This is a genomic window from Lederbergia galactosidilytica, from assembly GCF_017873565.1.
GTDB lineage: Bacteria > Bacillota > Bacilli > Bacillales > Bacillaceae_C > Lederbergia > Lederbergia galactosidilytica.
On sequence record NZ_JAGGKH010000016.1, the window covers coordinates 1 to 25185 of the forward strand.

Here is a 25185-nt window from a genome sequence, read left to right on the forward strand (position 1 = left end):
CTCCGTCGGTTCGGGATTTTGCCGCCGGCTTCCTTCAGATTCCACCTCACGGTGGACACCCTTGCCTTAAGCTAACAGTTCCTACTGCCAAGCCTGTAGTGGACTTTCACCACCAAGTTATAGCCCATGCCGGGCGCACTATAAAAACCGCCCCATGTGGGAACATGGAACGGCTTTGGTATCACCTCTTCCAAGAGAATTCACCGAAGTGAGTTAAGATGAGCACCAATAAGGATAACTATGTTGAATAGATTAGTTCATCTATTCGACCTATTCTGCCAATAAACCGTAAACAGAAATCTTTTTAATTCTCCGAGATACAAACATAGAGACAATATAGGCTAAAATTAAGATCCCTGCACAAACCATTAGAATAATCGAGAAATGAACAATAAAGTCTAAACGCTTTACCCCCGCACTTGATAGTAATATGGAAAGCATAGGATTCGTAAAAAAGTAGCCAAGTAGCCCCCCCATTACAACCCCTATGATAATTATAGGCAAAAAACTAATGGATATTTGATTCTGCAATTGAATCGTGGAATAGCCAATTGCTTTCATAACACCAAACTCTTGCTTACGCTTAATAATGATCGTTTTAATCACCAGATACAGGATCAGCACAACGACTATAACAGTAATGCTTAAGACCATTAACATAACAGCAAACACGGCAGCTGTATACATCCCTGTTTGGCTTTCGATATTTTCATCGATATCTAAAATTTCAGCTACGGATTCCCCGTATTCTTCTTGGACATTATCAATAAAGTCTTTATTCGATATTCCATCCAAGTACACATAAAGAGTCGATGATTTTCCTTGAATGTATTTCCTTTAATTGGATACTCATCTCATCACCCTTCCCTTTTTACAAATCTATTTATATGTGGAATCATATCTTTTCTTTCATACTTAAAACCTAATCAAAGCTCCGTTCTTAACAGGCAACTCTTACTCCAACGTTTTCATAAGGTTTAACGTATAGATTGAATCAACAAGTAAAGAATAAAGTAAAAAGAAGGTGAAAAAATGATAAGAACCCTATCCATATCGTTAATGATTGCCTTATTCTTTTTTAGTGATTTTATTCCCCAAAAACCTCATCTTGATGTAAAAATAGCAGAAAACGAGCCGTCGTATAGTGAATGGGGAAAAATAGCAATGGAAAAGACGAAAGAAAAATATCCTCAAGCAAAAATTGTAGATTATCTTCATCTTGGCAAAGAAAAAGGTGCAAAATACTCCACAGAAAAATTTAAGCTATGGTTAAAAAGGGATCAAAAAGAATTTGGTGTATTTGTTAATATAAAATTTGATAATGAAACAGAGCAAATTATAAATATAACATACCAGAAAACAGACAGATCAAATTTATAGTTGCAGGGATTTAAAAAGCATGAACTCTCCTAATGTGAACTTCCTTTCACACGCTTCAACATGGCCACAATTAAAAAACTAACTATTACTAATAAGACCCAAGAACTAACTTTACCTAGATGCACAAGACTCCATGCCTCTGCCTGATTTGGATATTTCCAGGCACCAAAGAATGTGGCAAAATTTTCTGCAATCCATATAAAAAATCCAATCAATACAAAAGATAGAGCAAGTGGCATCCGATATTGGGAGTCATTCACTTCATATGTGACCCATGTTTTCCAGAAGACCAGGATAACAAGTGCGGCTAACCACCATCGAATATCGATCCAATAATGATGGGTAAAAAAATTCAGGTAAATGGCCGCAGCAAGCGGTGCAACAAGTAAAAACGGCGGCCATTTGATGAGATCAACCTTCAACCTTCTCCATGCCTGGCAAAGATAACTCGCTACACTAGCATACATAAAACCACTATATAAAGGTACACCAAATATTTTGAAATATCCTTCTTCTGGATAAGACCAAGAACCCATATGTACTTTAAACAGTTCGAGAGCAAGCCCGATTAAGTGGAACAATGTAATTACCTTCAGCTCATCCCCTGTTTCAAGACCAGAACGCACCATCCACCACTGCATACTTAGGCAAATGATAAGTAGCCAATCATATCGTCCAAGGAACGGCAAAGGAATAATTTGAGTCAAAGCTAAAGAAGAAAAGATCACAACAGGAAACAAACAGGATAGCGCCTGCTCCCAACCGAAACGGAAGAGTTGTTGACAGGCTTTTGTCATTTTCCCCTTCAAAGTCTTTCTCTGCAATTCGTTTTGAATGGTTACGTTCATCAGCAATCCCTCATTTTCTTGAATATCATTTTTAGAAGCTCTATCTTCTTAAAAACTTCCTACTCCTAAGTCTTTTCATCACTTTCGTATTCCAAAAGATCACCTGGCTGACAATCCAACGCCTTACAAATTGCATCTAATGTTGATAGGCGAATCGCTTTTGCTTTACCATTTTTTAATATCGAGAGATTCGCCATTGTGATTCCAACCTTCTCCGAAAGTTCTGTCACACTCATCTTCCTTTTTGCTAGCATGACATCAATATTGATTATAATCGCCATCTCATTCACCTCAGACCGTTAAGTCATTTTCTGATTTTATATCGATTGCCTCTTTTAAAAGTCTTTGAAGAACAGCAGAAAAGACAGCAATCACCATGGAAGCAAAAACAATGACTAATCCAATCAAAATAATTCCTGGGGCATCATCGATCTCTGCCATAAGATATAAAAGCGGCATCCCCATTAGATAAAAGAGACTAATTGCAATCGCACAATACTTTATTTTTTTTAAAGCTTTTACAGATATATCTGCGAACGCTTTGTTTTTGTCAATATAAGTTAAAAGTTTGAATGCCTGATACAATGCAAAGAAAAACGGGATCGCGGACGCATACATCACAATTAAAATCCCGTAAAGTATATAAGCGAATTCCGATTGACTTTCTGTTGCCTCTATAGCGATCATGGGTAAACCAAATATACATAAAGCTAGAATCGGTGTGCCAATCAGAAAGACAGTTATTTTTAAAAAGAGTGTCGAACCTCGTTTCACAAAAAACACCTCACTTATTCAACGTCAAAATGATTCTAACATGTCATTTATCGATTTACAATAAATTTTTATCATTTTAGATGCTATTTTTATTGCTTAACGAATAAACCCAAGTAAATTCCTCTAAGTATGGCTCAGTAAAATTTTAAATTATTTTCTACACCATGTTGCTTAAAAACAGAAGAAGAATCCATTTTTAAAAAATGGATTCTTCTCTAACAAATTTTAAATTTTGATTTCAAAAAGATGGTTGAGCATGTTTTATTGAACACATTTGATAATGCAATTCTTTTTTTGCTTAGGGTTTTCGCAAAATCTTCTCCATCGCTTTTCCTTTTGCTAATTCATCAATTAACTTATCCAAATAGCGAATTTCCTGCATTGTTGGTTCTTCGATATCTTCCACTCGGATACCGCAAACTACACCTTTGATTAAAGCTCGGGAAGAATTCAATTGGGGAGCCTCTGCGAAGAAGGTCTCAAAGTCTGTCTCTTTTTCCAATTGTACCTCTAACTCTTCCTGACTATAGCCTGTCAACCAGCGGATGATTTCATCGACTTCTGATTTTGTCCGTCCTTTTTTCTCTGCCTTTGTAATATAATGGGGATAGACTTTTGCGACACTCATTGTATAAATCTTATGTTTAGTCATAGCACATTCTCCTTTGATGACTCTATTAAATGCCCGATTTTTAGATTCAACCCAATCCAGCTATTAACTTAATTATATCAAAGTTTTTTATACTTTATGGAACTCCCCTATTGTGCTTGGTAATATCACTTTTTATTTCCTAGCTTTCTCCTCACTATAGTACTAATTTATCTTCTTTTTATAGCCATCCTTGCTCACTCCTGAGCGCTGTCTTTAAGTCCAGCAATGACTGTTTCAGCTGCTTGCTCAATTAGTTTATCATCATAATCTGCATCCTCTGTAGCACGATCAGATAGTATTGCTAGAATAATAGGATCTTCGTTTGGCGGCCAGATTATAGCAATATCATTTCTTGTACCATATAAAGCGGCTCCGGATTTATCCGCTACTTCCCAGTCCTTTGGTACCCCAGCACGAATTAATGTATCACCCGTAGTACTGCGTTTCATCCAATCTACTAACATCAAACGTTTTTCCTTTTGTAGTTCATCTTCAAGTGTAAAGGCCTTAAGACTAGTAGCAAGCGCCTTAGGTGTACTTGTATCATGAGTTTCTCCTGGTTTAACCTCATTTAAACTTGGCTCAAAGCGCTCAGGTTTTGTGATATCATCTCCTATTTTCTTCAGTGCTTTTTTGAATTCATCAGGTCCCCCCAGTTCCTTTAAAATGAGATTTCCTGCCGTATTGTCACTATAGCGTAGAGATGCTTCACTTAACTCACTAAGGGTCATTCCTTTATCCACATATTTCTCCGTAATTGGACTATAATTTACAAGGTCACCCTCTGCAAATATTACTTTTTGATTGAGATCTTCAATAGAAATTTGTTGCAACAATGCCCCTACAGCTAAGGCCTTATGAGTAGATGCATAAGCAAAACGCTCATCCGCTCGGTAAGAGATCGTTTCCCCAGTACCAGTATCGAGCGCAAAGACGCCAAGCCTAGCATCAAATTCTTCTTCAAGTTTAGCAAAATCAGCGTCCTGGTGTTTAGGTTGAGCTGAATCTTTACTATCCTCAGCACAACCCGCTATTACCAAACATAAAAGCAATAACATAGGTAATGTACTAAACGTCAAGCTTCTTAATTTCATAATATCCAACCTCTTTCTAAATTATTAACATCCTTGCATGTGCACCCATTATTACGACTGTTTGCTTGCTAAAATAGGCCATAAAGGATTAACCTCCTTAAAATACTACACTTGTAGTATTAAGCTGTCAAATATTTTTTTAAAACCTTTTATCAAAAATCGCTTATCCTACTGTTTAGCTGTACATTACCGCAAAAAATAATCTACATTTCATCATTGACATAGAAATAGCCTATATCGTAATATGTATCCAAAAGATACATATCAATTAGATAGGTGGGATTCAATGAAAAAATATAATCATACAACCTATGCTATTCTTGGGATTTTGACAACGGAATGCAGAACAGGATATGCGATTAAACAACTTATAGATCGAAGTTTAAATCATTTCTGGAAAATCAGCTATGGTCAAATTTATCCTACTTTAAAATTAATTATTGAAGATGAATTAGCAACAGTCCAAACCTTATCAGAAGAAGGAAAGCCTGAACGAAATGAATATTCTTTAACTGCTAAAGGTATAGAAGTTTTAAAAGATTGGTTGGAAGCGCCGATTGAACAAATACCAGTTGAACGGAATGAAGTTTTATTAAAATTGTTCTTTGGCCGCCATCAATCCAAAGAAAACAGCTTGCTACATTTGGATAATTATAAGCATAAGTTGGTTGAATCCTACCAAGTTTATCAAAATATCGAAGAAGTCATTATCAGCAACCAACAAAACAATGAAGACGTGACCTATTGGTTATTTACTTTAGATTATGGAAAAAGAGTAACAAAAGCTGCGATTGAATGGTGTGAGGCAACGACAAATTATTTTAATAAGGAGGATCATCATGGCTAAAAACATCCATACTGGACGTTTCACTACTGAAAATAATGATGATATTGTCGTCTTTCTAATTGGAATGCGTGTGAATAAGCTCTTAGCCATCCATAAATGGGGACCTGTATTTACCGCAATGCCTGGCATGATCAAAGAGCTATATACTCATAAAGAGGAGTTGGGCTTTCTCTCCTTGGAAAGCTATTTCGGCCTAAGAACTACTGTTATGATTCAATACTGGCGGTCTACTGATGATTTATTAGCCTATGCGAAAGGGAATAAACATCTGCAAGCATGGAAAAACTTCAATACTAAAGTCGGAAGTAATGATGCTGTCGGTATATATCATGAAACTTACGAACTAAATAAAGGGCGTTATGAATCAGTCTATGTGAATATGCCTTTATATGGATTAGGAAAGGCGATGAAACATATCCCTATTACGAAAGAAACTATAACTGCAACAAAACGCCTTAAACGGTATACCTTACGTGATTACAGCTAATTTTATCGACCCTACATTCATTTCACTACACTCTTTTTGCCATCAATTCCCCTGTGATGATTGCCCACCCCTCAGCATAGAGAACAGCTTATAGCAGAACCCGGAAAAGAAAGGATAGCTATATAAATACAAAAACAGCCTTTTCCCAATTGAACTAGGAAAAGGTCATTTGCATAAAACTTAATTAAACAGCCGTAAGTGGCGCTTTCTCACGGTTGAAGTAAAGTATTTAAAAAGTAGGGGTTAACCTTTCTATTTGTTTAATAATTTTAGCGGGGTTCCCCCCCACTACCACGTTATCTGCTACATCCTTCGTCACAACTGCTCCAGAGGCAATGACAACATTATCACCTATCGTTACTCCCGGATTGATAATTGCACTTCCACCAATCCAAACATTATTTCCGATCGTAATCGATTTTGCATATTCTTTACCCGAATTCCGTTCTCCTGGATCAAGTGGATGTGTTGCTGTATAAATCTGCACACTAGGTCCAAGCATACAATTATCTCCAAATCGCACTTCACAAACATCTAAGATTGTACAGTCAAAGTTCGCAAAAAAGTTTTCTCCGACATATGTGTTATATCCATAATCAAATCTAATATTTGGTTCCATATATACATTTTCTCCAGTTGAACCAAGTAATTCCTTTAATAATTGAGTCCGTTTTTCTCCATCTGTTTCCAAAGTTTGATTATATATTCTCACCTTTCTTCTAGCTTCCTCACGTTCAGTTAATAACACCGGATCTGCGGGATCGTACATTTCCCCAGCCAACATTTTCTCTTTTTCTGTTTTCATTTTTTAAGACCCACTTTCTCATCTTCTCTTTAGTAACCAATTTTACTAGCACTATTCCTCAATGAATTAGTTCCAAGGTTTTAATCCTTCCAAATCATCTTTTAGCAAAAAATTTACTTATGTTGAGTCAATTTCATAATAGAGATTTTAACCTTCAAATCCGAATAACGTTGATTTCCGCTTCTGGTGGATGCTTTCCGGAGGGGCGTGCGGTGAGCTTCCTCGTCGCTTGCTCCTTCGGGATCTCACCTGTCACGCTAACGCTAATCCCCCAAGAGTCGCCACCTTCCGCTTCAATCAACTAAGTTAAGGCAATATATTGACTAACTATTCAATCCCTTTTAACAATAACGTTCGTGTATTGATCATTAATAAGCAATTATGAAATTGATTCATGTTATGTTATGAAACTTAATTTTGTAATACTGATAAGTACGAAATAACTTATTAAATAGGTTTAATAAGTGACGTTGATAATATATCATAGACTATTACAAGAAACAAGAACGACATTTTCTCGTTCATGTCCTAAATTTAGCAAAGAAAATGAAAAAACACTCACCTCGATTGGGAGTGTTTTTCAAATAATATTATAAAGGTTGTTCAATTAGTTCTTCTTCAGTTGGAGGATTAAATTGGCCTTCCCATTTCGCAATAACTATTGCTGCAAGTGAATTCCCGACAACATTCACTACAGTGCGGCCCATATCAAGAATCCTGTCGATTCCTGCAATGAATGCTAACCCTTCAGCAGGTAAGCCGATTGTACTAAATGTAGCAAGTAACACGACAAACGATACGCCTGGGACTCCAGCCATTCCTTTGGATGTTACCATCAATACTAACATTAAAGTAATCTGTTGTCCGATGCTTAATTCTATTCCATACATTTGTGCAATAAATAACGAAGCGATCGCTTGGTATAAAACAGATCCATCTAAATTAAAAGAGTAACCTGTTGGAATAACGAATGAAGCAATATGTTTCGGACTTCCTGCTTGCTCCATCTTGTCCATAATTCGTGGAAGTACTGTTTCTGAACTTGATGTAGAGAAAGCCAAAATCAATTCTTCTTTAATCATTTTTAATAATGTAAAGATCCGAAACCCAACAACTCTAGCCACCAAACCTAATATAACAATGATAAAGAATGCCATCGTTCCATATACCGTAAAAGCTAACTTACCTAAGGGAATCAAGGATTTAAAACCATATTTAGAAATTGTTACACCGATCAAGGCGAATACCCCAATTGGTGCATATCTCATAATTAAGTTTGTGACATAGAACATCGCATTGGCCATACCTTCAAAAAATTTCAATACTGGCTTGCCTTTATCACCAATTGCTGCGATTCCAAGTCCAAATACAACAGCAAAGAAAATAATCGCTAGCATATCGCCTTCAACCATCGCTTGGAGTGGATTAGTTGGTACGATATGCAAAAGGGTATCTGCTATTGATTTCCCCTCTTGTTCTTTCGATGTTTCGACATAACTTGAAATATCACTTTTCTCAAGGCTGTCCATATTTAAACCAGCGCCAGGCTGAAATAAATTACCGGCAATAAGACCAATCCCAATAGCAACCAATGTCATCCCAATAAAATAAGTTAATGATTTAGCACCAAGTTTACCTACGGATTTCAAATCTCCAACTCCAGCAATGGCAACGATAATACTAGAAAGAACAATCGGGACAACAATCATCTTAATTAAGCGAAGAAACAGGTCACCGAATGGTTGTAAGATCCCTTGTGCCGTATCGCTTCCGTAGAAGATACCGCCAATAACTATCCCTAAAATAAGACCAATAAAAATCTGGTTAGCTAAACTTAATTTAAATTTTTTCATCAATTACCCTACCTTCTCGTTCGTAATATATATGTGTTTAGGCAAGGAAAACAAAGATGATTGAAATAAAAACGATAATTGACCAACAAAAAAAGACACGGGTTGTGTCAATTCCCACCATATCATATACTCATTTGTTTCCTTAAACGCTGACGAGGTTAGCTTTCGGGTTAGGACTATGGGAAACAATCAGCCCATCCGTTGATAGGATTCACCCCACGCGGACATGCCGCCATAAAAATTGGGTCCCCCGCTCTTAACAAAAGATTAAGCGAAAATATTAAAAGTCGCTTTTTTATTATACTAATATAATTACTTTTTGTAAATAGCAGAAGTTTCATGGAAAAGTGTTCTTTTTGCTTAACGTACGCTATCCTTTTATTTTTCAACCTAGTTAGTTTTTCCCGATAACTTTCCGTATAAACCTCATGTATCATTATTTTGGTATATGATTGTATTTATCTAGCTAGCCAGCACTTCATCTCAAATTTGATCCTTTAGTAAGGATTTATGGTAATTTGAGCTAATACTTTTTATCTTCACAAGATTTTCCGCTACTGTTTACAAGCACCGATATTCTCCATTGTTAGTCTTCATTTATCATAGACCTTCTCTACACATAGATGGCAATCTAATCGTTTAACATGAAAGGGTTGTTATATGCACTTTCTAGAAAGGCCATCTCATACTATTTTTGCGTATATACAAGTATCTCTTAATTCGTTAGTATCTGGAGAAATAGCATCATTTTTTAAAGTCCCTTCTAAAGAAAAACCTAATTTTTCTGGGATCGCTCTGCTTTTTATATTTTTGGCATCACATCTAATCTCAACCCGTCTGGCTAGTAATTCCTGAAAGGCAAATTCAGCAATTCCTTTAACCGCTTCTGTCATATAGCCTTTCCCACTAAAACGGCTATCAATCCAGTATCCTATTTCAAATTTAGGAATCGACCAATCGATTCTGTGTAACCCAGAAGAAGCAACATATTCTCCTGTATCCTTTAAAAATACTAGTAATCTTAAATCCTCTCTCTTCATAAAGGAAATATAAGCTGACCTAATATTTACTTCTACATCTTGTTCTGACTGCTCTTTCTGTGCAAATGGCATCCAAGGTTTAAGTTCATTTATGGAGGCGGTTATCGCGCTATGTACGACCTTACCATCTCCTGGTCTTGGCATTCGAATAACTAATCGATCTGTTGTAAATTCTTCTGGAAATTCCTTCAGTACTGGATCCATTCTCTTCTCTCCTATCCATCCCCAAATCTTTTTTACTTGAATCAATTTCGTAATAGAAATTTTAGCATCAAATCCAAATTACGTTGATTTATGCTTCTGGTGGACACTTTCCAGGGGGCCTGCAAAATGCAGGCACACAGGCTTTGCGACGTACATGGACGTACAAGTGGTAGGCGAAGCAACAGGAGGCTGCGGTTCGAGCCTACCACTAAAACCTTACCTGTCATCCTACTCCCCAGGAGTCGTCATCTGTCGTTGCAATCAACTGAGTTAGGGAAATATATTACTAATAACTTGATCTTCTTTAATAATTATCATTCACCAGCCATTATTAAATTTGATTCTCCTCCTAAAATATAAACACCTGTAAATATAGTGATTATCCCCCTCTTAATTTTCCCATAAACGTTTAATAGCAACGTCATTCTGTGAGTGACTTAATAGATATATGTCTGGATTCCCTAAAGCCTTCCATTGCTCAAACCCAAAGTTTTTATCATAATGATTTAATAATAATGATATAATCCCTCCGTGCGCCACAACTATTGTATGTTCAGCATCACTTGCCAAAATATCATTTACAACTCCAATAATCCGATTTTTAGCTTCATTACTGGATTCTCCACCTTCATACTTTAAGTTCAAATCTTCGAATGTCGCTTCCAGTTTTTCCATCCAATCCGAATAAAAAATAGAACTAAGTATACGCTCAGTCAATCGGCCCTCCATCTCAATGTCAATTTTCTTCTTCTCCGCAAATGGCTTGATCGTTTGAACAGCTCTTAAAAAAGGACTAGAAATAATCCTATCAACCTTTACATCAGCTAGAAAATTAGATAATTCATTCGCTTGAACGAATCCTTTTTCTGTTAACGGAGAATTCGCGGATTGCCCTTCTGCTTCACAATGTCGAATGATATAAATATTTTTACTCATACTTCCTCCTTAACAATACTTTTTTAAAAAAACAATAGTTACTATTTTCAAAAACTATTCTATGAAAGTAATCCCCTTATAAAAGTGGGGGTAAAGAAGCTGGTGCCATCTAGATTAGTTCAGTAACTTTATCATCATCCTTAAAAACGCCCCCGCCTGTCGATTTCCTTCCACAGTGCATTCAATCCAATCAATTTCATCATCTAACAAATTCATCAAATGATTTACTGATTGGCTATGGGATCCTGGCGTATTATATTGAAAAATCAACTTTACTTTATTAAGGAGAACAAGGGGTAATGAAGATTTGAGTGTTTTCAATCCTAGTTGAGCTCGTTCAGGTCTATATCTATGCAATAATACTTTTGCAAGGTTGACTATTACATGCCGTAGCATTTCGACAGCCCATAGGTCATTGCCCCTTTGATTTGCCTTATGATATTGAAATAGAAACCAAGCCACATCATAAGCACAATCAGCAAATTCTTCGCTTGACAGCATTAAATTTTGAGTAGCTTGAAATTTAGCTAGTCGATTTTCAGGATCATATAGCACATGAAAAAAATCCTTCTTATCAAAAGTTTTTTCCGTTACAGTATATAAATCAACATGAAGCAGATTATCAAAAACAGCTATGATCTGCGGTGCTATGATAAAATAGTCCTCATAAAATAATATATTCCGATAAGATTCTAAATGGCTTAATCTCTGATTCAAAAAGGCTTCCTTCTCTTTCTCATCTACTAGACAATAAAGATCAACATCCGAATACTCATCATATTCGCCTCTCCCCATGGAACCTTTTAAAAAAATGGCCTTCACCGCTTATCCTTCTTTAAACTTTGCGAAATAGTTTGGACAGCATCTTCTTGCTTCATCCTTATACCTCCCAAAAAAACAAATGTCTCCTTTGAAATTAAACTTCTTTTTAGTTAGCCTTTTCATAACTGAATATTCAATCTCTTAATGGTATTGTATTACAATTTGAAGTTTCAAGCATTCTAAGTCATCTTCTATTTACAAGCTACCCTGTACATGTTCTTCTACCTTATTTAAAAATTGTTCCACCTCACTCGGGGAGTGTAAGACAATGATTTCTTTCTTATTTGAATAGGAGGCTAATTTTTTTAAGATCATCGGTTTTTGAGATTGCGGATATTCCCATACCCATTTTAAAAATCCAATTGAAATCCTTTCTTCGCATCCTTCCCCCATATCTGGTCGGGTCCTGTTTCGGTATTGAATCCACCGTTTTATAACACGATATACACAGATGGTTCGTGGAATATCTAAAAAAATAATTGCATCGGCTTTCTTTAAACGAATATCGATCGTTCCACCATAATTCCCATCAAAAATCCAACTATCCTTTTCTACCAACTCACTTTGAACAACTCTTTGTTCTTGTTTAGAGACTCCAATCTACCCAGGTTTCCAAAATAACGCATCAAGATGAAATACTTCAATCTTTAATATTGCTCCTAGCTTTGTTGCTAACGTAGATTTCCCTGAACCACCAGAACCAATAATAGCGATCTTTTTCATTTCTTCCATATCCTTTGCACGTTTATAAGCTTCTTGCCATTAAATGAGCATTTATATATATCAGGCATTTCGAGTGCCTGCCAAAAATCGAATCCATATGTATGGTCAAAATAGTTCATGATTAACACCATAATATTTCCATGTGTACCGACCACAATATTTTTACCTTTATGCCTTTCTAATACTTGTAAAATAGCACGGCTTCCTCTTTTTTGAGCGATCCTATTTGATTCGCCACCACTCCAAGAAAAATCATCATCTTTCCATACTTTTGTAATGGCCATTCTAAAATCTTCTACAGGCTTTTCCGCTAAAACTCGTTCTTTAAAATCATTTTCTATTTGAACTTCTTTATCGATGGCATTAGCCAAACCTTCGATTGTTTGAATTGCTCGTTTATAGGGACTTGAATAGACAAACTCAATATTTTCCTTTTTTAATAATTTTGTAACTGTTTGTGCATCTGCAAAACCTCGTTCAGATAAGGGTCTCTCTAACTCATCTGGTGTATAAATAGAATGGGCATGTCTAACTAAATATAAATTCGTTAGCAATTGGACCAACTCCTCACTCTAACTGTAAATGTATTAAAGACAAAACTAGCGAAATCATGTCTAGATTGCTTATGATTAAGTTCTCATCTAATTACTTAGACCGCTATCTTTCACGATAATTCTTTTAGATACCAAGCGTCTGTCGCATTATGTTCTGAACCATCCAGCGGGCTATCAAGTAGTTGGAAACCGAATTTACGGTACAGGAGAGTAGCTATATGAAGTTTCTTCAACGTTTCTAAATAACAGTATGTATAATGTTGTTTAGCGAAGCAAAGGGCTACTTTCATCAACTCAGTAGACAGGCCCATACCTTGGGCTTCTGGAGAAACGTAAAGCTTTTGCAACTCACAAATCCCCTTTTTTAGGTTAAATGGAGCAATTCCAACCCCACCTATCACTTCATCTTGTCCATTCACGGCAACCCAATAGCTTGCATTTGGTTGCTGCTTATAAAACTGAGCTAGACTTCCAAGTTGAGGATCAAAATAAGCTGTTCCCGGAATATTTAAATCAAATGATTCCAAGGAACATTTAATAATTTGCTCCATCCTCCTATCTTTTTCTTCTATTTCGCGAATTTTCATATGTTCTCCCCAATTTCTCAATGAATAAATGTTTTGATTTATTTTAACATATTGTTGCAATCTTTAAATAAATATATTAAATCAATTTCCCTACAGTGCTTCCCATAAATGAAGCATATGAGGACTTTTCATATATTTCCGTATTCACTCAAGATTTATTACTTTTCTAGTTAAAACTTGATCTTAACAAAAAAGCGTATCCCTTATCATTTAAGAGTTACGCTTTTGTACAAAAAGGCCCATTTATTCATTTTGTTCTCATCGATTAAAAAGGAAATCTCCAGTGTTTAGGTTAGCCTTTTCCTTGTAGTTAACTACTAATGGTCTGTCGTATATCGAGTTGAGCCGCTCCTTTCAAAACTAGTAAATTTATGAACAGCCTGTTTAATCCAAAATTGCATTCTGAGATAGTTTCTTCACGCGCATTATATTGACTATTCTCATCGACACCCAAAAGAGAAAGCAGCCATCTTTATGACAATCAAGCTTAACTGGATTCCCTTAATTGTTTTGATGGCATTTCAGGTTGTTTCTCAACAATTCCATACGTATAAGCGGCTCCGACAAAGATAGCCCCACCGACAATATTACCGAGTGTAACAGGAATTAAGTTGGCTGCCATCCCCATTATAGTGACCGTTTCAGGATGAGGAACAAGGAGTGCAATTGATAATAGGGTCATGTTTGCCACACTATGCTCAAAGCCTGAAGTAATAAAGGCAAATAAACACCAGAAAATCATGATAAGCTTTGCTGATTCACTCTTTAATTTGACAGAGCACCAGACTGCCAAACAGACTAATATATTACATAGAAGACCGCGTACAAACAACTCCATAAATGGCGCATTCATCTTTACACTTGCTGTGGTGACAATAAAATCAGCCGTATCACCTATTGCTAAACCTGAATAGAAAAATAGAATGGCTACAAGGACAGAGCCGGCAAAATTCCCCAAGTAACTAAAAAGCCATACGTAAGCTGTTTCTCCCCATGTTGTCTTTTTCATGAGTGTTCCTATCGTCATAATCATATTATTACCTGTAAATAAATCCGCACCAGCCATAATTACTAAGCTAAGTGCGATCCCAAATGAGATTCCCATTACGATTTTAGTGCCACCGAATTGGGAAGGAACCAATAAGCCACCAATAGTGAAAATAAGGATAATACCTAAGCCAATAAAGAAACCTGCCAACATGGACATCGTGACGTACTTGCTTTTGCTTGTTTTTAATTGATTTACTTTTAAAGCCGCTGTATTTGCAAACGTGTTAAGCGCCTCTCTCATTTTTCTCTTCTCCTCTCTCTCCTTCATATTCCCTTTACATAAACTTCGTATAATGATTTTTTTTCTATGCCTTGCTTGCTTAATTTCTCTTTTGTAAGTATTGGAGTTGATGGGAGTAAAGATTGATTCCTTCATCCAATCTCACTATATTTCTTTTTACTCAAAATTAAATGTGAACTATTCCATAATAAAATAAATGTTTATATTGTGAAACTATTCACATATTATTATACATAATTTTTTTCTTTTGTGCCACGGGTTTTATAAGTTTTATCCTACTATTTTTCTTCTTTTTAATTATGTAGGGATAGCGTCAAATTAAACAACTGTTTCCTCAACAACTTGTAAGGAATATGACAGCCAGTCTTCCTAATATAAAAATACTTCTATAATTTAAAAAAACTAACTAGAGACAGTCATGACGAGATTCAATGCTTACATGTTGCTTTAGAATTAAGTTTGATCATTTTTTCATTTAAAAATGACCAAACCCTCTCTCTTTCACGACTATTTGAGCATTTATTATGGGGCAATGACGATGGATAATTTGTAGTTTGCATGCTTGTTCAATGCTTTCAAAAAATCATTTAATCTTTCATTTGTAGGGAATTGGCATTCGAGGAGATAACAACCATCCCCACTAATTTTATAGTTATGAAGAACATATTGTTCCTGGGTTTGTAAGAACGACAAATAAGGCTGATGATAAGTGGTAGGCATCATAATCGTGATGAAAGCATGGATAAAGTAGCCAAGTTTTTCTCGATTTACGCTAATCGTATATCCCTCGATCACTCCTTGATCCTCTAATTTAGCCACTCTAGCTGCAACAGCGGGTCCAGTCAAATGCACTAACTCGCCTAAATCTTTCATTGAGAGCCGGCTATTCTTGGATAGTTCTTCTAAAATACGTTTATCCGTATGATCTAACATTTCTTGAACTCCTTTCAATAATAAAGTCAAAAGGGCAAAAGACTTTATTTTATCTATGTATCGCTGAATAGGACTTAGTATAAAATATACATGGTTTAAACAAAATCTCAAAAAAAAGGAGTTCATTTATATGAATATACAGCACATTCGTAATGCAACATTAGTCGTAAATTATGCTGGGAAAAAATTTTTAATTGATCCCATGCTATCGGAAAAAGGGAGCTTTCCACCATTTCCGAATTCCCCAAGACAAGACCAATCCAATCCTTTAGTGGGTTTGCCCACAAGCATTGACCAAATTATCCATGATGTAGATGGAGTGATCGTAACCCATTTGCATGATGATCATTGGGATGAAGTAGCTAAAGAATTATTGCCAAAAGAGCTGAAAATTTTCTCCCAAAATGAAGAAGATGCAACTGAAATCCGCCATGCTGGCTTCCATAATGTAGAGGTTTTACAAGAGGATACCGTTTTTGAGGGGATCCAATTAATTAAAACAAAAGGTGAGCATGGAAGAGGTGAAATCCTCCAAATCGCTGGTCAAGTATGTGGAATTGTCTTCAAACATCCAAGCGAAAAAACACTTTATGTAGCTGGAGATACGGTTTGGTATGGCGCTGTCCAAGATACAATCGACACACATAAACCAGAGATCATCGTCGTCAATGCTGGAGATAACCAATTCTTTGAAGGCGGTTCTCTTGTCATGGGGAAAGAGGATGTCTATGAAGTCTATAAAACTGCGCCTCAAGCAAAAATTATTGCTGTACACATGGAAGCTGTCAATCATTGGAATCTATCAAGGGAAGAATTAAAGAGCTTTGCTAGGGAGAAAGAAATGGCTTCTAACGTGCTTGTACCAGATGATGGAGAATCCTATACATTTTAATCAAACTATGACCATAGGCCAAAAAGATGCTTAAGGCGTCTTTTTGACCTTAATATATCGACTAGATCGATGTAAAGAGATCTTCTCGTTCTATTCAAATGTTCTTAATTTCAATAGTGACTCCTCGATCTTTCACTGTTGGCAAATAATTTCTCATATATGGCTATTTTGTTCTAGTATCCACTCCAGAATGTATCATCACTGAAATGGGTGTACTTACTTGTACAAATCTCAAACTCTTAGCAAGCCGCGGAACCCTCTGGAACCATAGTAAGAATCAGCACCATTATGATAGACAAAGACATGCCCAAAGCGATAGTCACAAAATAGGGCGCCGCCAAGCTCTCGAATATCTGTAGGAGTTTGCACCCAGCTCGACGTTTTCTTATCAAAGTTTTCAAGTTGCTGTAACGTTCGATATTGTTCTTCCGTTAAAATTTCAATCCCCATCTCCATTGCCATATCGATAGCGTTATTTTCTGGTTTATGTTTTTTCCTTGCCTCTAGTGCTTCACGGTCATAACAAACACTTCTGCGACCTTTAGGACTTTCCGCTGAACAATCATTAAAAATAAATTCATTCGCTTGTTCATTGAACTCCACAACATCAGGTTCACCGCCCGTTCTTTCCATTTCATTAAGCGACCATAGTTTTTCTGCATTAGCTACCAGTTTAGCTTGAACTTTATCCCATTCTAAACCTTCGTGACGATGCATGTTTTTCTCAAAGCGTGCTTTTAACACTTTTAGTAACTCTTCCTGTTGTTCTAGAGACAACTCATTTTGATTACCGGCTTTTCCGCTTTCTGTCATAATCAATTCCTCCCTTACTGGTTTCATTTTTAATAATGCTTTTATTTACAATAAATTAATTAGTTTCACTCCTTCTTATTCTTTTCCATTTACATTATTGTATCAAAGTTTATTGTATCGATATAGATTAACTAAGTATGCCCCTTAATGTTGATGTTCCTCATCGAAATAATAAAGACTCGTTATCAGATGGCTGTTACTGCAGGAAATGGTCTCTGGAGCTAAAAAAACAACGGCGAATAGTGAAAGTGATTTAGCAAGAGTATAAAGACTTTAAACAGTTTGTGCAATGGAAGTAAAGAGATCAGCCCTTTTGTTTCGGTATATCGTGAGGAAAAGGGCTCTCTTTTTATTTAAAGCAAATAGTTGGTAAAGCTGTAATGTTCTTCTCTTGCCACGTATGATCAGTTTTGTCTTTTATGATAAATCCTCTTCGTCAACAAAACGTAGCATCCCTTTTCCAACAGAAATAACATCTGTCTGATTAAAAATTATACAAGCTTTGCCTCCGACATATTTATCTGACTCAAATTCACCGAGAACTGTAACATAACCTTTCTCAAAAAAATAGATAAGTTGCTTGTCATTTTCTTGAGATTCAAAGGCTGCTAAGTCATTATGTAAATATGCTTTAATTGGTTTTTCATATAATCTCATGTAAATTTCTTCCTTTATTATTAGTATAACAGTTGGTATTAAAAATTTGAGCAAGGTGCAACTTTAGTTTCCAATCTCTGCCTTAGAAATATGATTAAGTGAGCTGATATTCTCAATTATCCTGTCATGATTCTAGATACAAGTCTTTCAAATTTTAATAACTTCTCTTCATTAGTAGGCTACAAAAAAAGAAAAGCTGATTTTCAGCACAGAAAACCAGCTTTTCTTTTATATTTATATTTAGGCTTCGACATCATAGCCTTGTTCTTCAATTGCTTCTTTCATAGCATCAACATTTACTTTTGAGTCATCAAAGGTGACAGCAACTTTACCTGCCTCTAAATTTACTTCAGCCGCAGATACGCCAGCTAAATTTTTCAACGCGCCTTCAACAGCTTGTTTGCAATGTCCACATGTCATGCCTTGCACATTTAAAGTCTTCTCCATGCTTTTCACCTCCTTCAAATTGCTTTTTAAGGTAGCTTAAACAGGCACTTACGTTTTTTATAATTTCACTCGTTTTAACCGCAGTGAATTGGACACAACACTAACCGAACTTAATGCCATAGCTGCACCGGCAATCCATGGGGCAAGTAGCCCAATCGCTGCAACTGGAATTCCTGCTGTATTATAGCCAAAAGCCCAGAAAAGGTTTTGCCGGATATTTTTAATCGTTGCATGACTAATCCTAATGGCTTTCGGAATGAGCAGTAGTTCTCCACCAAGAATGGTGACATCTGCCGCTTCAATTGCTACTTCTGTACCTGTCCCAATCGCAATACCAATATCTGCTGTAACTAATGCAGGGGCATCGTTCACACCGTCACCAACCATAGCTACCTTTTTACCTTTAGCTTGAATTTCTTTTACTTTATCCGCTTTTTCTTCAGGTAAGACTTGGGCAATCACATGTTCAATCCCAACTTGTTTAGCAATGGCTTGGGCTGTTCTTTCATTATCTCCAGTTAGCATAATCACTTCCAAGCCCTGTTCTTTCAACTCTTTAATGGCTTGTGGTGCAGTTTCTTTAATCGTATCTGCAACCGCAACTATTCCCCGATACTTTCCATCAATTGCAATTAACATCGCTGTCTTACCATTGATTTCAAAATCAACTAATTTCTCTTCATTAGCTCCAATATCAACGTGATAATCATTCATTAATTTTCGATTCCCAACAAGAACTTGTTTGCCAGATACTTTGGCTTCAATACCATGGCCGGGTATCGCAGTAAATTCATCCACATCGACAAAATCAATCTCTTTCTCTGTTGCATGAGCCACAATCGCACCAGCAAGTGGATGTTCAGATCCCTTTTCTGCACTCGCCAATAATTGTAACGCCTCTTCATCCCCAGTAAAATCTGTTACTTCTGGTTTTCCTTTTGTGATCGTGCCTGTTTTGTCAAGAACAATAGCCTCTAGCTGATGCGTTCTTTCTAAGTGTTCCCCACCTTTAAACAGGATTCCACTTTCAGCAGCTCTTCCTGTTCCAACCATAATTGAAGTTGGCGTTGCAAGTCCTAACGCACATGGACAGGCAATCACAAGTACCGCAATTGCGGCAACTAAGGCAGATTCAAATTGACCAGGCTGGACAAAAGCAATCCATATGATAAATGTTAGAATAGCAATTCCGACAACGATTGGTACGAAATAACCAGAAATAATATCAGCTAATCGTTGAATGGGTGCTTTTGATCCCTGTGCCTCTTCGACCACTTTCACAATTGATGCAAGAGCCGTATCCTTTCCTACCTTTGTCGCTTCCATTTCAATCGAACCGTTTTTGTTTATCGTTGAGCCAATCACGGCTGTCCCTACTTCTTTTTCAATCGGTATAGATTCACCTGTAAGCATCGATTCATCGACCGAGGTTCTTCCCATTACTACGATACCATCTACGGGTATCTTTTCTCCTGGTTTAACAACTAATCGATCACCAACAACAACTTCATCTAATGGGATCATGATTTCCTCGCCATTCCTTTTGGCGCGCGCTTCTTTTGCCTGTAAATTAAGTAAAGAAGATAAGGCATTCGTTGTCTGGCTTTTCGCTCTTGCCTCCAAATACTTACCAAACAGAATCAATGTGATTAACACTGCACTTGTTTCAAAATATAAATGTGGCATATATTCAGGGGTCCCGATCGTCTTAAATGCTTCGTATAAACTATAGAAATAAGCGGCACTTGTCCCTAATGCAACAAGGACATCCATATTCGCTCCACCATTTTTCAGGTTCTTATAGGCTCCCACATAAAATTGCCAGCCAATGATAAATTGAACAGGCGTTGCTAAAGCAAATTGGAACCACGGATTCATGAATAGATCCGGTATATTCATATTAAATAAATGGACCAACATAGTCACTAATAACGGTGCAGATAACACAGCAGAGATGATTAATTTTATTTTCTGATGTTTTAGTTCTCTTTCTTTATGTGTTTGCTTTTCCGCAACATCTGCCTTAGCTTTCGCATCATAACCAATATTTTTAATTTTTTCTATTAATGCTTTAGGATTTACTATTCCAGGATTATAATCAATTGTTGCCGTTTCTGTCGTTAAGTTGACAGTGGCCGCCTGAACTCCCTCTTGCTTATTCAATACCTTCTCAATACGATTGGAACATGCCGCACAGGTCATGCCAAATACGTCTAATTCAATATTCTCCATTAAAACTCCGTAGCCGACATTTTCAATTTTCTTCGTAATATCTTCTATTGAAGTTTTTTCCGAATTATAATCGATAGTCGCTTTTTCGGTCGTTAAATTGACTTGTGCTTTTACTCCATCCATTTTATTTAATGTTTTTTCAATACGATTGGAACAAGCTGCACAGGTCATACCTGTTATCCCTAATGTTGTATGATTTGTATCGCCCATAACAAGCCCTCCCTACTTAGAAAACTGCTTCATAACACTCATTAATTCCTCAATCGTTTCTTTCCCTTCTCCTTGTTTAATGGCATCACTGACACAATGTTTGATATGCCGTTCAGTAATCACAAAACCAACATTCTTCAAAGCAGATTGAATTGCGCTAATTTGCACTAAAATATCAACACAGTATCGATCCTCTTCCACCATTTTCTGTATTCCACGAACTTGACCTTCTATTCGTTTTAAACGGTTAACAACCTTTTCCTTTTCAGCTTGTGTTCTTGGTGTACTCGGGTGATCATGTAAGAATTTATCCAAATGAATCACTTCCTTTTTTTGCTTACGTATATACTATACCCCCATACGGTATAAAAGTCAATGAAATGCTTTCTAGTTTGTAAAAGCATGCAGTTGTATCCTTAGATCCAGTTGAAGTTTATGGGGAAAAAATCTTATCAATATTTTTGAAAATAGAGCGACAAAGCTGTTTTCCAATTCAGAAATGATGCTTTCCATCATAACGTGCCCTAGTCGTCGTGATATTATTGAAATTGTCTTAATGAACATTGAATTTATGTAAATATGGTTTAATCTAACTTCAGATTTGGCTTTCATTTCTCTTTAAAATTGTCAGTAGAGTGGTTTTTCACTCACTGGAACATTAAGTAATGCCCCCTTCATGCTCGAATTTAATTAACAGCCGAATTGTATAAGTAAGTTGAAGGGGTTTTCCCAAAACCTCTCCGCCCTAGCAACGCCGATAGACTCACTTCCTAATTTCCTCTTGCCCTATCGCCTGTAGCTAAACATCGAAAGTTGCTGGGCTCTAGAATTGGCAAGGTAAAATTTTATAAATGCTAAGCAAAAATAAAGACAGTCCAGCAGAATATTTTTATTTTGCCGAACTGTCTTTATTTTTTATAATCCAGTTATTTGAATCAATTTCATAATAGAGATTTTAGCCTTCAAATCCGAACAAGTTGATTTACGCTTCGGATGGACGCTTTCCGGCGGACGTGCGGTGAGCTTCCTCGTCGCATCACGCTAACGCTAATCCCCCAGGAGTCCCAGTTTCCGCTCCAATCAACTAAGTTAAGGAAATATATTGACTAACAATTCAATTTCCTTTAACAATAAAGTTCGTGTATTGATCGTTAATAAGCAATTATGAAATTGACTCATTTGTTTAATTTATTGCGACTTTGTGACCAACAATTTCATTATCTTGATTTAAGGGAATGATTGAAAGTTCAAGAATGAATGCATCCCCCGCTATGGCAATTTACAAATAGATGCCCTTTCTTTTTTTGATTTAAAAAGGCTTTTTAACGACTTCTACAGCTGTTAGATTCATCTTACCTCAATCCCTGTTCTTTCTGATTTCTCTTCGCATTTTACGAAGCGCTTTTTTTGAACCACGTTCTATATCATGCTGATTTTTTCGGATGTTATATTCTATAAACAAAGTGTCTAAATCATACCCTTCTGGATATAATTCCTTCCTTGATATATCTAGAGAAATACGCTTAACATTTACCTCGATAAATTCTCCATCATAGAACACAACAACATTATAGAATTTATCCATTTCTCTATATACAATTCCATAATCATTTAGTTCTAATAATTTTACTCGGTCGCCTTTTTTAAATTCATACTTCTCTTCAGTTTTTCCATTGACAATCTTGGGCTTCTTTATTTTATTCTCATTCACACGTTCTAATTGATACTCTTTGTTTTCCATATACGCTTTAGCTCTTCGTAATACACTTTCTCGTACATTCATTTTTTGCGAAATCCATAGGGCATTACTTTCCCCCGATTTTCCTATCAATAATTTATACATGGGTTCTAATGTGTCACTATTAAATTGCATGGCCGCATTCATGAAATCCTCATGCATTTCTGAAAAACGTTTTATCTCACCATAGTGAGTTGTTGCCACTGTCATACATCCCATATGGTAAAATTCCTCTAAAATTGAAATTGCAAGTGCTGCACCTTCATTAGGTTCCGTCCCACTTCCAATTTCATCAAACAGTAAAAGTGTATTATTATTTGAAACTCTCATGATTTCTGCAATATTTTTCATATGAGATGAAAATGTACTTAACGCATTTTCTATACTCTGATTATCACCAATATCGACAAAAATGTTCTCAAATACTGCTATTTCGGTTTCCTTATCCGCCATAATATGGAATCCTGACATTACAGCCAATGTTAATAAACCAATTGTTTTTAGTACGATCGTCTTCCCACCGGCATTCGGCCCTGTAATAATGAGGCTGCGATGCTCTTTACCAATTTCAAAATCTAGTGGCACAACTTCGCCGGTTAAAAGCGGATGTTTACAACGAACTAATTTTATATAGCCATGATCATTTAATTTTGGCTCTATCCCATCAATCTGTTTACTAAACTTAGCTTTTGCAAACACCATATCATATTGGCTAATAAGCTCAAGATTGATATTAATTTCATGCAGATTTTCTAAGATCATTCCTGTTAAAGTAGCTAATATTTGATATTCTTCCATGGCTTCTTCAGCTTTTAGTGTTGCCAGCTCTCCATTTAACTTTGTAACTGTATTTGGTTCGATAAAGACTGTAGAACCTTTAGAAGACACTTCAATGATTGTTCCTGCAACTTGATTTTTATAAGATGCTTTAATGGGGATAGTATATCGATCATCTTTCTTACTAATTAAAAACTCTTGAATGTATTTCTTATTGGCACTGTTATTTAGAAATTTGCCTAAACGCTCTTTAATTTTCTCTTCAACAGAGTCAATATTATTTCGGATTCGCCTTAATTCTTTACTTGCAGTTGAGGCAACATTATTTCCTTTAATTGCAAAATTAATTTCCTCCTCCACTGCTATAAATTCAGAAAGCGAATTCGCATACGAAGCTAGTACCGGTGCAAAGAACTCCTTATTCAGCATAAACTGTTTAATTTTTCTACATCCTCTTAAAAAATCAACTGTATGCACCAACTCACTTGGATCTAACATGACCCCTTTTTCAAGATTTCGGATGATATTTCCTATATTGGAAGTACCTAAAAATGGAACATGACCATCTGCATCCAATATAGATCGTGCCTCAGATGTTTCATTCAAGCGATTTTTAACAACCTTCATATTTGAGCTTGGCTCCAATTTATCTAATAATTGTTCACCTAACCCACTTACACAATAAGTTTTAATTATTTGTTTTAACTCGTTATATTGCAACTTTTCATACGTTATCTTATTCATTTTCAATACCCCTCACTATGATTTTTCATATCATACATGAAGATACCTACCTATTAGATTCCAATGAAAATTAATGACATATAATATGAAGTATGACTTTTTCACACTAAATAAGCACAAAAAAGCTGCGGGGATACCGCAGCTTTTTACAATTATAAGGGCCGTGTAACATACTTATATTGAAATAAGCCATCTAGAATCAGATTAGCTATTCCATAAATTTACACGTTTTATAAAGTAGGGTAGGTATCTTCATAGGTTTTGAAATAAATCCATGACAAAACTAGGAATGTACATTCCATAAAAAATTTCCTATTTGCCATTAAATTTATTTCATTAAATTTTTCCTATTTAGAATCTACCGCACTCACAAAAAGCACCTCTAATTTAAAGTTTTTAATCCATTGGAATCTAATTTATATATCACATTATCATGCTTAAATTAAAAAGTAAAGGAATTATTTCCAGTAAGTTTATTCGTCAACAACATAAAAAATTATCGAAAAATAAGCTTTACTAAACTCTATATAATTTATTATGCTGAATCAATTTCATAATAGAGATTTTAGCATTCAAATCCGAACAACGTTGATTTACGCTTCAGGTGGACGCTTTCCGGGGGCACTCCTGCGGGATCTCACCTGTCACGCTAGCTAATCCCCCAGGGAGTCGCCACCTTCCGCTCGAATCAACTAAGTTAAGGTAATACATGGACTAACAATTCAATCTCGTTTAACAATAACGTTCGTGGATTGATCATTAATAAGACTCATGCTAATTAGAAAAGGCAACTTGTTAATATTTCTTAAACCTCACTGTCGCCCCAATCTTTCTATGAGCTTTTA

At 36.1% G+C, this 25185-nt stretch carries 25 protein-coding genes, 1 pseudogene and 1 riboswitch; of the genes and pseudogenes, 4 read left to right on the plus strand and 22 right to left on the minus strand.

All coding sequences use genetic code 11. The features are described from left to right. Positions 1–270 precede the first annotated feature (270 nt). On the minus strand, positions 271–795 hold the full coding sequence (locus J2Z23_RS15780; RefSeq protein WP_238482804.1) for an ABC transporter permease: 525 nt from the start codon (positions 793–795) through the stop codon (positions 271–273). Between the two features lie 264 nt (positions 796–1059). Here J2Z23_RS15780 and J2Z23_RS15785 point away from each other — a divergent pair, with 264 nt between their 5' ends. Beyond that, positions 1060–1380 carry a DUF3889 domain-containing protein gene (locus tag J2Z23_RS15785; RefSeq protein ID WP_082881339.1) on the plus strand — a complete coding sequence of 107 codons (321 nt, stop codon included), beginning with the start codon at positions 1060–1062 and terminating at the stop codon, positions 1378–1380. Between the two features lie 29 nt (positions 1381–1409). Here J2Z23_RS15785 and J2Z23_RS15790 read toward each other — a convergent pair whose 3' ends face one another. From J2Z23_RS15790 to bla, 5 genes are all read right to left on the minus strand, one after another. Beyond that, positions 1410–2228 carry a DUF817 domain-containing protein gene (locus J2Z23_RS15790; protein WP_209974522.1) on the minus strand — a complete coding sequence of 273 codons (819 nt, stop codon included), beginning with the start codon at positions 2226–2228 and terminating at the stop codon, positions 1410–1412. A gap of 65 nt (positions 2229–2293) precedes the next feature. Continuing rightward, on the minus strand, positions 2294–2509 hold the full coding sequence (locus tag J2Z23_RS15795) for a helix-turn-helix domain-containing protein (RefSeq protein WP_057986494.1): 216 nt from the start codon (positions 2507–2509) through the stop codon (positions 2294–2296). A gap of 10 nt (positions 2510–2519) precedes the next feature. Beyond that, positions 2520–3002, minus strand: a complete 483-nt coding sequence (locus J2Z23_RS15800) for a DUF2975 domain-containing protein (RefSeq protein WP_209974525.1) — start codon at positions 3000–3002, stop codon at positions 2520–2522. Between the two features lie 298 nt (positions 3003–3300). Further along, positions 3301–3654 carry a DUF2200 domain-containing protein gene (locus J2Z23_RS15805; protein WP_057986490.1) on the minus strand — a complete coding sequence of 118 codons (354 nt, stop codon included), beginning with the start codon at positions 3652–3654 and terminating at the stop codon, positions 3301–3303. Positions 3655–3848: 194 nt separating this feature from the next. After that, positions 3849–4748: a class A beta-lactamase gene (bla, locus tag J2Z23_RS15810; RefSeq protein ID WP_064468198.1), complete on the minus strand. Its 900-nt coding sequence runs from the start codon at positions 4746–4748 to the stop codon at positions 3849–3851. A gap of 286 nt (positions 4749–5034) precedes the next feature. Between bla and J2Z23_RS15815 the strand changes: the two genes are divergently transcribed. Then, positions 5035–5595 carry a PadR family transcriptional regulator gene (locus J2Z23_RS15815; RefSeq protein WP_209974527.1) on the plus strand — a complete coding sequence of 187 codons (561 nt, stop codon included), beginning with the start codon at positions 5035–5037 and terminating at the stop codon, positions 5593–5595. Continuing rightward, complete coding sequence (locus tag J2Z23_RS15820; protein WP_057994754.1) at positions 5588–6082, plus strand: DUF4188 domain-containing protein; 495 nt, start codon at positions 5588–5590, stop codon at positions 6080–6082. The genes J2Z23_RS15815 and J2Z23_RS15820 overlap by 8 nt, the downstream gene beginning before the upstream one ends. Before the next feature lie 229 nt (positions 6083–6311). Here J2Z23_RS15820 and J2Z23_RS15825 read toward each other — a convergent pair whose 3' ends face one another. The 10 genes and pseudogenes from J2Z23_RS15825 to J2Z23_RS15870 form a co-directional block, all read right to left on the minus strand. Then, the gene (locus J2Z23_RS15825) at positions 6312–6887 is read right to left on the minus strand and encodes a sugar O-acetyltransferase (protein ID WP_057986482.1); all 576 of its coding nucleotides are present in this window, start codon (positions 6885–6887) and stop codon (positions 6312–6314) included. A 590-nt stretch (positions 6888–7477) separates the two neighbouring features. After that, on the minus strand, positions 7478–8740 hold the full coding sequence (locus tag J2Z23_RS15830) for a cation:dicarboxylate symporter family transporter (protein WP_064468206.1): 1263 nt from the start codon (positions 8738–8740) through the stop codon (positions 7478–7480). Positions 8741–8872: 132 nt separating this feature from the next. Further along, a riboswitch (cyclic di-AMP (ydaO/yuaA leader) is annotated at positions 8873–9024 on the minus strand. A gap of 399 nt (positions 9025–9423) precedes the next feature. Then, positions 9424–9984, minus strand: a complete 561-nt coding sequence (locus J2Z23_RS15835; RefSeq protein ID WP_057986480.1) for a GNAT family N-acetyltransferase — start codon at positions 9982–9984, stop codon at positions 9424–9426. Between the two features lie 390 nt (positions 9985–10374). Then, positions 10375–10920 (minus strand): histidine phosphatase family protein, encoded by a 546-nt coding sequence (locus J2Z23_RS15840; RefSeq protein WP_057986478.1) that lies wholly within the window; start codon positions 10918–10920, stop codon positions 10375–10377. 114 nt (positions 10921–11034) lie between these two features. After that, positions 11035–11742 (minus strand): nucleotidyltransferase domain-containing protein, encoded by a 708-nt coding sequence (locus J2Z23_RS15845; protein ID WP_338018437.1) that lies wholly within the window; start codon positions 11740–11742, stop codon positions 11035–11037. 195 nt (positions 11743–11937) lie between these two features. After that, positions 11938–12465: pseudogene (locus J2Z23_RS15850) on the minus strand (DNA topology modulation protein). Continuing rightward, complete coding sequence (locus J2Z23_RS15855) at positions 12462–13019, minus strand: histidine phosphatase family protein (RefSeq protein WP_057986473.1); 558 nt, start codon at positions 13017–13019, stop codon at positions 12462–12464. The pseudogene J2Z23_RS15850 and the gene J2Z23_RS15855 overlap by 4 nt, the downstream one beginning before the upstream one ends. A gap of 110 nt (positions 13020–13129) precedes the next feature. Next, a complete protein-coding gene (locus tag J2Z23_RS15860) occupies positions 13130–13606 on the minus strand; it encodes a GNAT family N-acetyltransferase (protein WP_209974529.1) in 477 nt (158 codons plus the stop codon). 487 nt (positions 13607–14093) lie between these two features. Next, positions 14094–14924, minus strand: coding sequence for a formate/nitrite transporter family protein (locus J2Z23_RS15865; protein ID WP_238482805.1), 831 nt, complete (start codon positions 14922–14924; stop codon positions 14094–14096). 495 nt (positions 14925–15419) lie between these two features. Continuing rightward, positions 15420–15830: an Lrp/AsnC family transcriptional regulator gene (locus J2Z23_RS15870; protein WP_057986470.1), complete on the minus strand. Its 411-nt coding sequence runs from the start codon at positions 15828–15830 to the stop codon at positions 15420–15422. Between the two features lie 130 nt (positions 15831–15960). Between J2Z23_RS15870 and J2Z23_RS15875 the strand changes: the two genes are divergently transcribed. Continuing rightward, positions 15961–16722 (plus strand): MBL fold metallo-hydrolase, encoded by a 762-nt coding sequence (locus tag J2Z23_RS15875; protein WP_057986468.1) that lies wholly within the window; start codon positions 15961–15963, stop codon positions 16720–16722. Positions 16723–16953: 231 nt separating this feature from the next. Here the strand turns inward: J2Z23_RS15875 and J2Z23_RS15880 are convergent, their stop codons facing one another. The 6 genes from J2Z23_RS15880 to J2Z23_RS15905 all read right to left on the minus strand — a co-directional run bounded on the left by J2Z23_RS15880 (position 16954) and on the right by J2Z23_RS15905 (position 24340). Beyond that, positions 16954–17535: a DUF4256 domain-containing protein gene (locus J2Z23_RS15880; protein WP_057986466.1), complete on the minus strand. Its 582-nt coding sequence runs from the start codon at positions 17533–17535 to the stop codon at positions 16954–16956. A 417-nt stretch (positions 17536–17952) separates the two neighbouring features. Further along, positions 17953–18192, minus strand: coding sequence for a hypothetical protein (locus J2Z23_RS15885; RefSeq protein ID WP_057986464.1), 240 nt, complete (start codon positions 18190–18192; stop codon positions 17953–17955). A 240-nt stretch (positions 18193–18432) separates the two neighbouring features. Then, entirely contained in the window at positions 18433–18639 is a 207-nt protein-coding gene (gene copZ, locus J2Z23_RS15890; RefSeq protein WP_057986462.1) for a copper chaperone CopZ, read from the minus strand. 57 nt (positions 18640–18696) lie between these two features. Next, complete coding sequence (locus tag J2Z23_RS15895; RefSeq protein ID WP_057986460.1) at positions 18697–21081, minus strand: heavy metal translocating P-type ATPase; 2385 nt, start codon at positions 21079–21081, stop codon at positions 18697–18699. Between the two features lie 12 nt (positions 21082–21093). Beyond that, positions 21094–21396 carry a metal-sensing transcriptional repressor gene (locus J2Z23_RS15900; RefSeq protein ID WP_057986458.1) on the minus strand — a complete coding sequence of 101 codons (303 nt, stop codon included), beginning with the start codon at positions 21394–21396 and terminating at the stop codon, positions 21094–21096. 1042 nt (positions 21397–22438) lie between these two features. Next, positions 22439–24340, minus strand: a complete 1902-nt coding sequence (locus J2Z23_RS15905) for an endonuclease MutS2 (RefSeq protein ID WP_057986456.1) — start codon at positions 24338–24340, stop codon at positions 22439–22441. Positions 24341–25185 lie beyond the last annotated feature (845 nt).

Bases quoted from the DNA above. Each gene is read 5' to 3' on its own strand.
- copZ (WP_057986462.1), bottom strand. From the start codon at position 18,639: ATGGAGAAGACTTTAAATGTGCAAGGCATGACATGTGGACATTGCAAA.
- J2Z23_RS15830 (WP_064468206.1), bottom strand. From the start codon at position 8,740: ATGAAAAAATTTAAATTAAGTTTAGCTAACCAGATTTTTATTGGTCTT.
- J2Z23_RS15805 (WP_057986490.1), bottom strand. From the start codon at position 3,654: ATGACTAAACATAAGATTTATACAATGAGTGTCGCAAAAGTCTATCCC.
- J2Z23_RS15860 (WP_209974529.1), bottom strand. From the start codon at position 13,606: ATGAAAATTCGCGAAATAGAAGAAAAAGATAGGAGGATGGAGCAAATT.
- J2Z23_RS15820 (WP_057994754.1), top strand. From the start codon at position 5,588: ATGGCTAAAAACATCCATACTGGACGTTTCACTACTGAAAATAATGAT.
- J2Z23_RS15870 (WP_057986470.1), bottom strand. From the start codon at position 15,830: ATGTTAGATCATACGGATAAACGTATTTTAGAAGAACTATCCAAGAAT.
- J2Z23_RS15790 (WP_209974522.1), bottom strand. From the start codon at position 2,228: ATGAACGTAACCATTCAAAACGAATTGCAGAGAAAGACTTTGAAGGGG.
- J2Z23_RS15815 (WP_209974527.1), top strand. From the start codon at position 5,035: ATGAAAAAATATAATCATACAACCTATGCTATTCTTGGGATTTTGACA.
- J2Z23_RS15905 (WP_057986456.1), bottom strand. From the start codon at position 24,340: ATGAATAAGATAACGTATGAAAAGTTGCAATATAACGAGTTAAAACAA.
- J2Z23_RS15895 (WP_057986460.1), bottom strand. From the start codon at position 21,081: ATGGGCGATACAAATCATACAACATTAGGGATAACAGGTATGACCTGT.
- J2Z23_RS15795 (WP_057986494.1), bottom strand. From the start codon at position 2,509: ATGGCGATTATAATCAATATTGATGTCATGCTAGCAAAAAGGAAGATG.
- J2Z23_RS15840 (WP_057986478.1), bottom strand. From the start codon at position 10,920: ATGAGTAAAAATATTTATATCATTCGACATTGTGAAGCAGAAGGGCAA.
- J2Z23_RS15825 (WP_057986482.1), bottom strand. From the start codon at position 6,887: ATGAAAACAGAAAAAGAGAAAATGTTGGCTGGGGAAATGTACGATCCC.
- J2Z23_RS15875 (WP_057986468.1), top strand. From the start codon at position 15,961: ATGAATATACAGCACATTCGTAATGCAACATTAGTCGTAAATTATGCT.
- J2Z23_RS15880 (WP_057986466.1), bottom strand. From the start codon at position 17,535: ATGACAGAAAGCGGAAAAGCCGGTAATCAAAATGAGTTGTCTCTAGAA.
- J2Z23_RS15785 (WP_082881339.1), top strand. From the start codon at position 1,060: ATGATTGCCTTATTCTTTTTTAGTGATTTTATTCCCCAAAAACCTCAT.
- J2Z23_RS15885 (WP_057986464.1), bottom strand. From the start codon at position 18,192: ATGAGATTATATGAAAAACCAATTAAAGCATATTTACATAATGACTTA.
- J2Z23_RS15865 (WP_238482805.1), bottom strand. From the start codon at position 14,924: ATGAAGGAGAGAGAGGAGAAGAGAAAAATGAGAGAGGCGCTTAACACG.
- J2Z23_RS15835 (WP_057986480.1), bottom strand. From the start codon at position 9,984: ATGGATCCAGTACTGAAGGAATTTCCAGAAGAATTTACAACAGATCGA.
- bla (WP_064468198.1), bottom strand. From the start codon at position 4,748: ATGAAATTAAGAAGCTTGACGTTTAGTACATTACCTATGTTATTGCTT.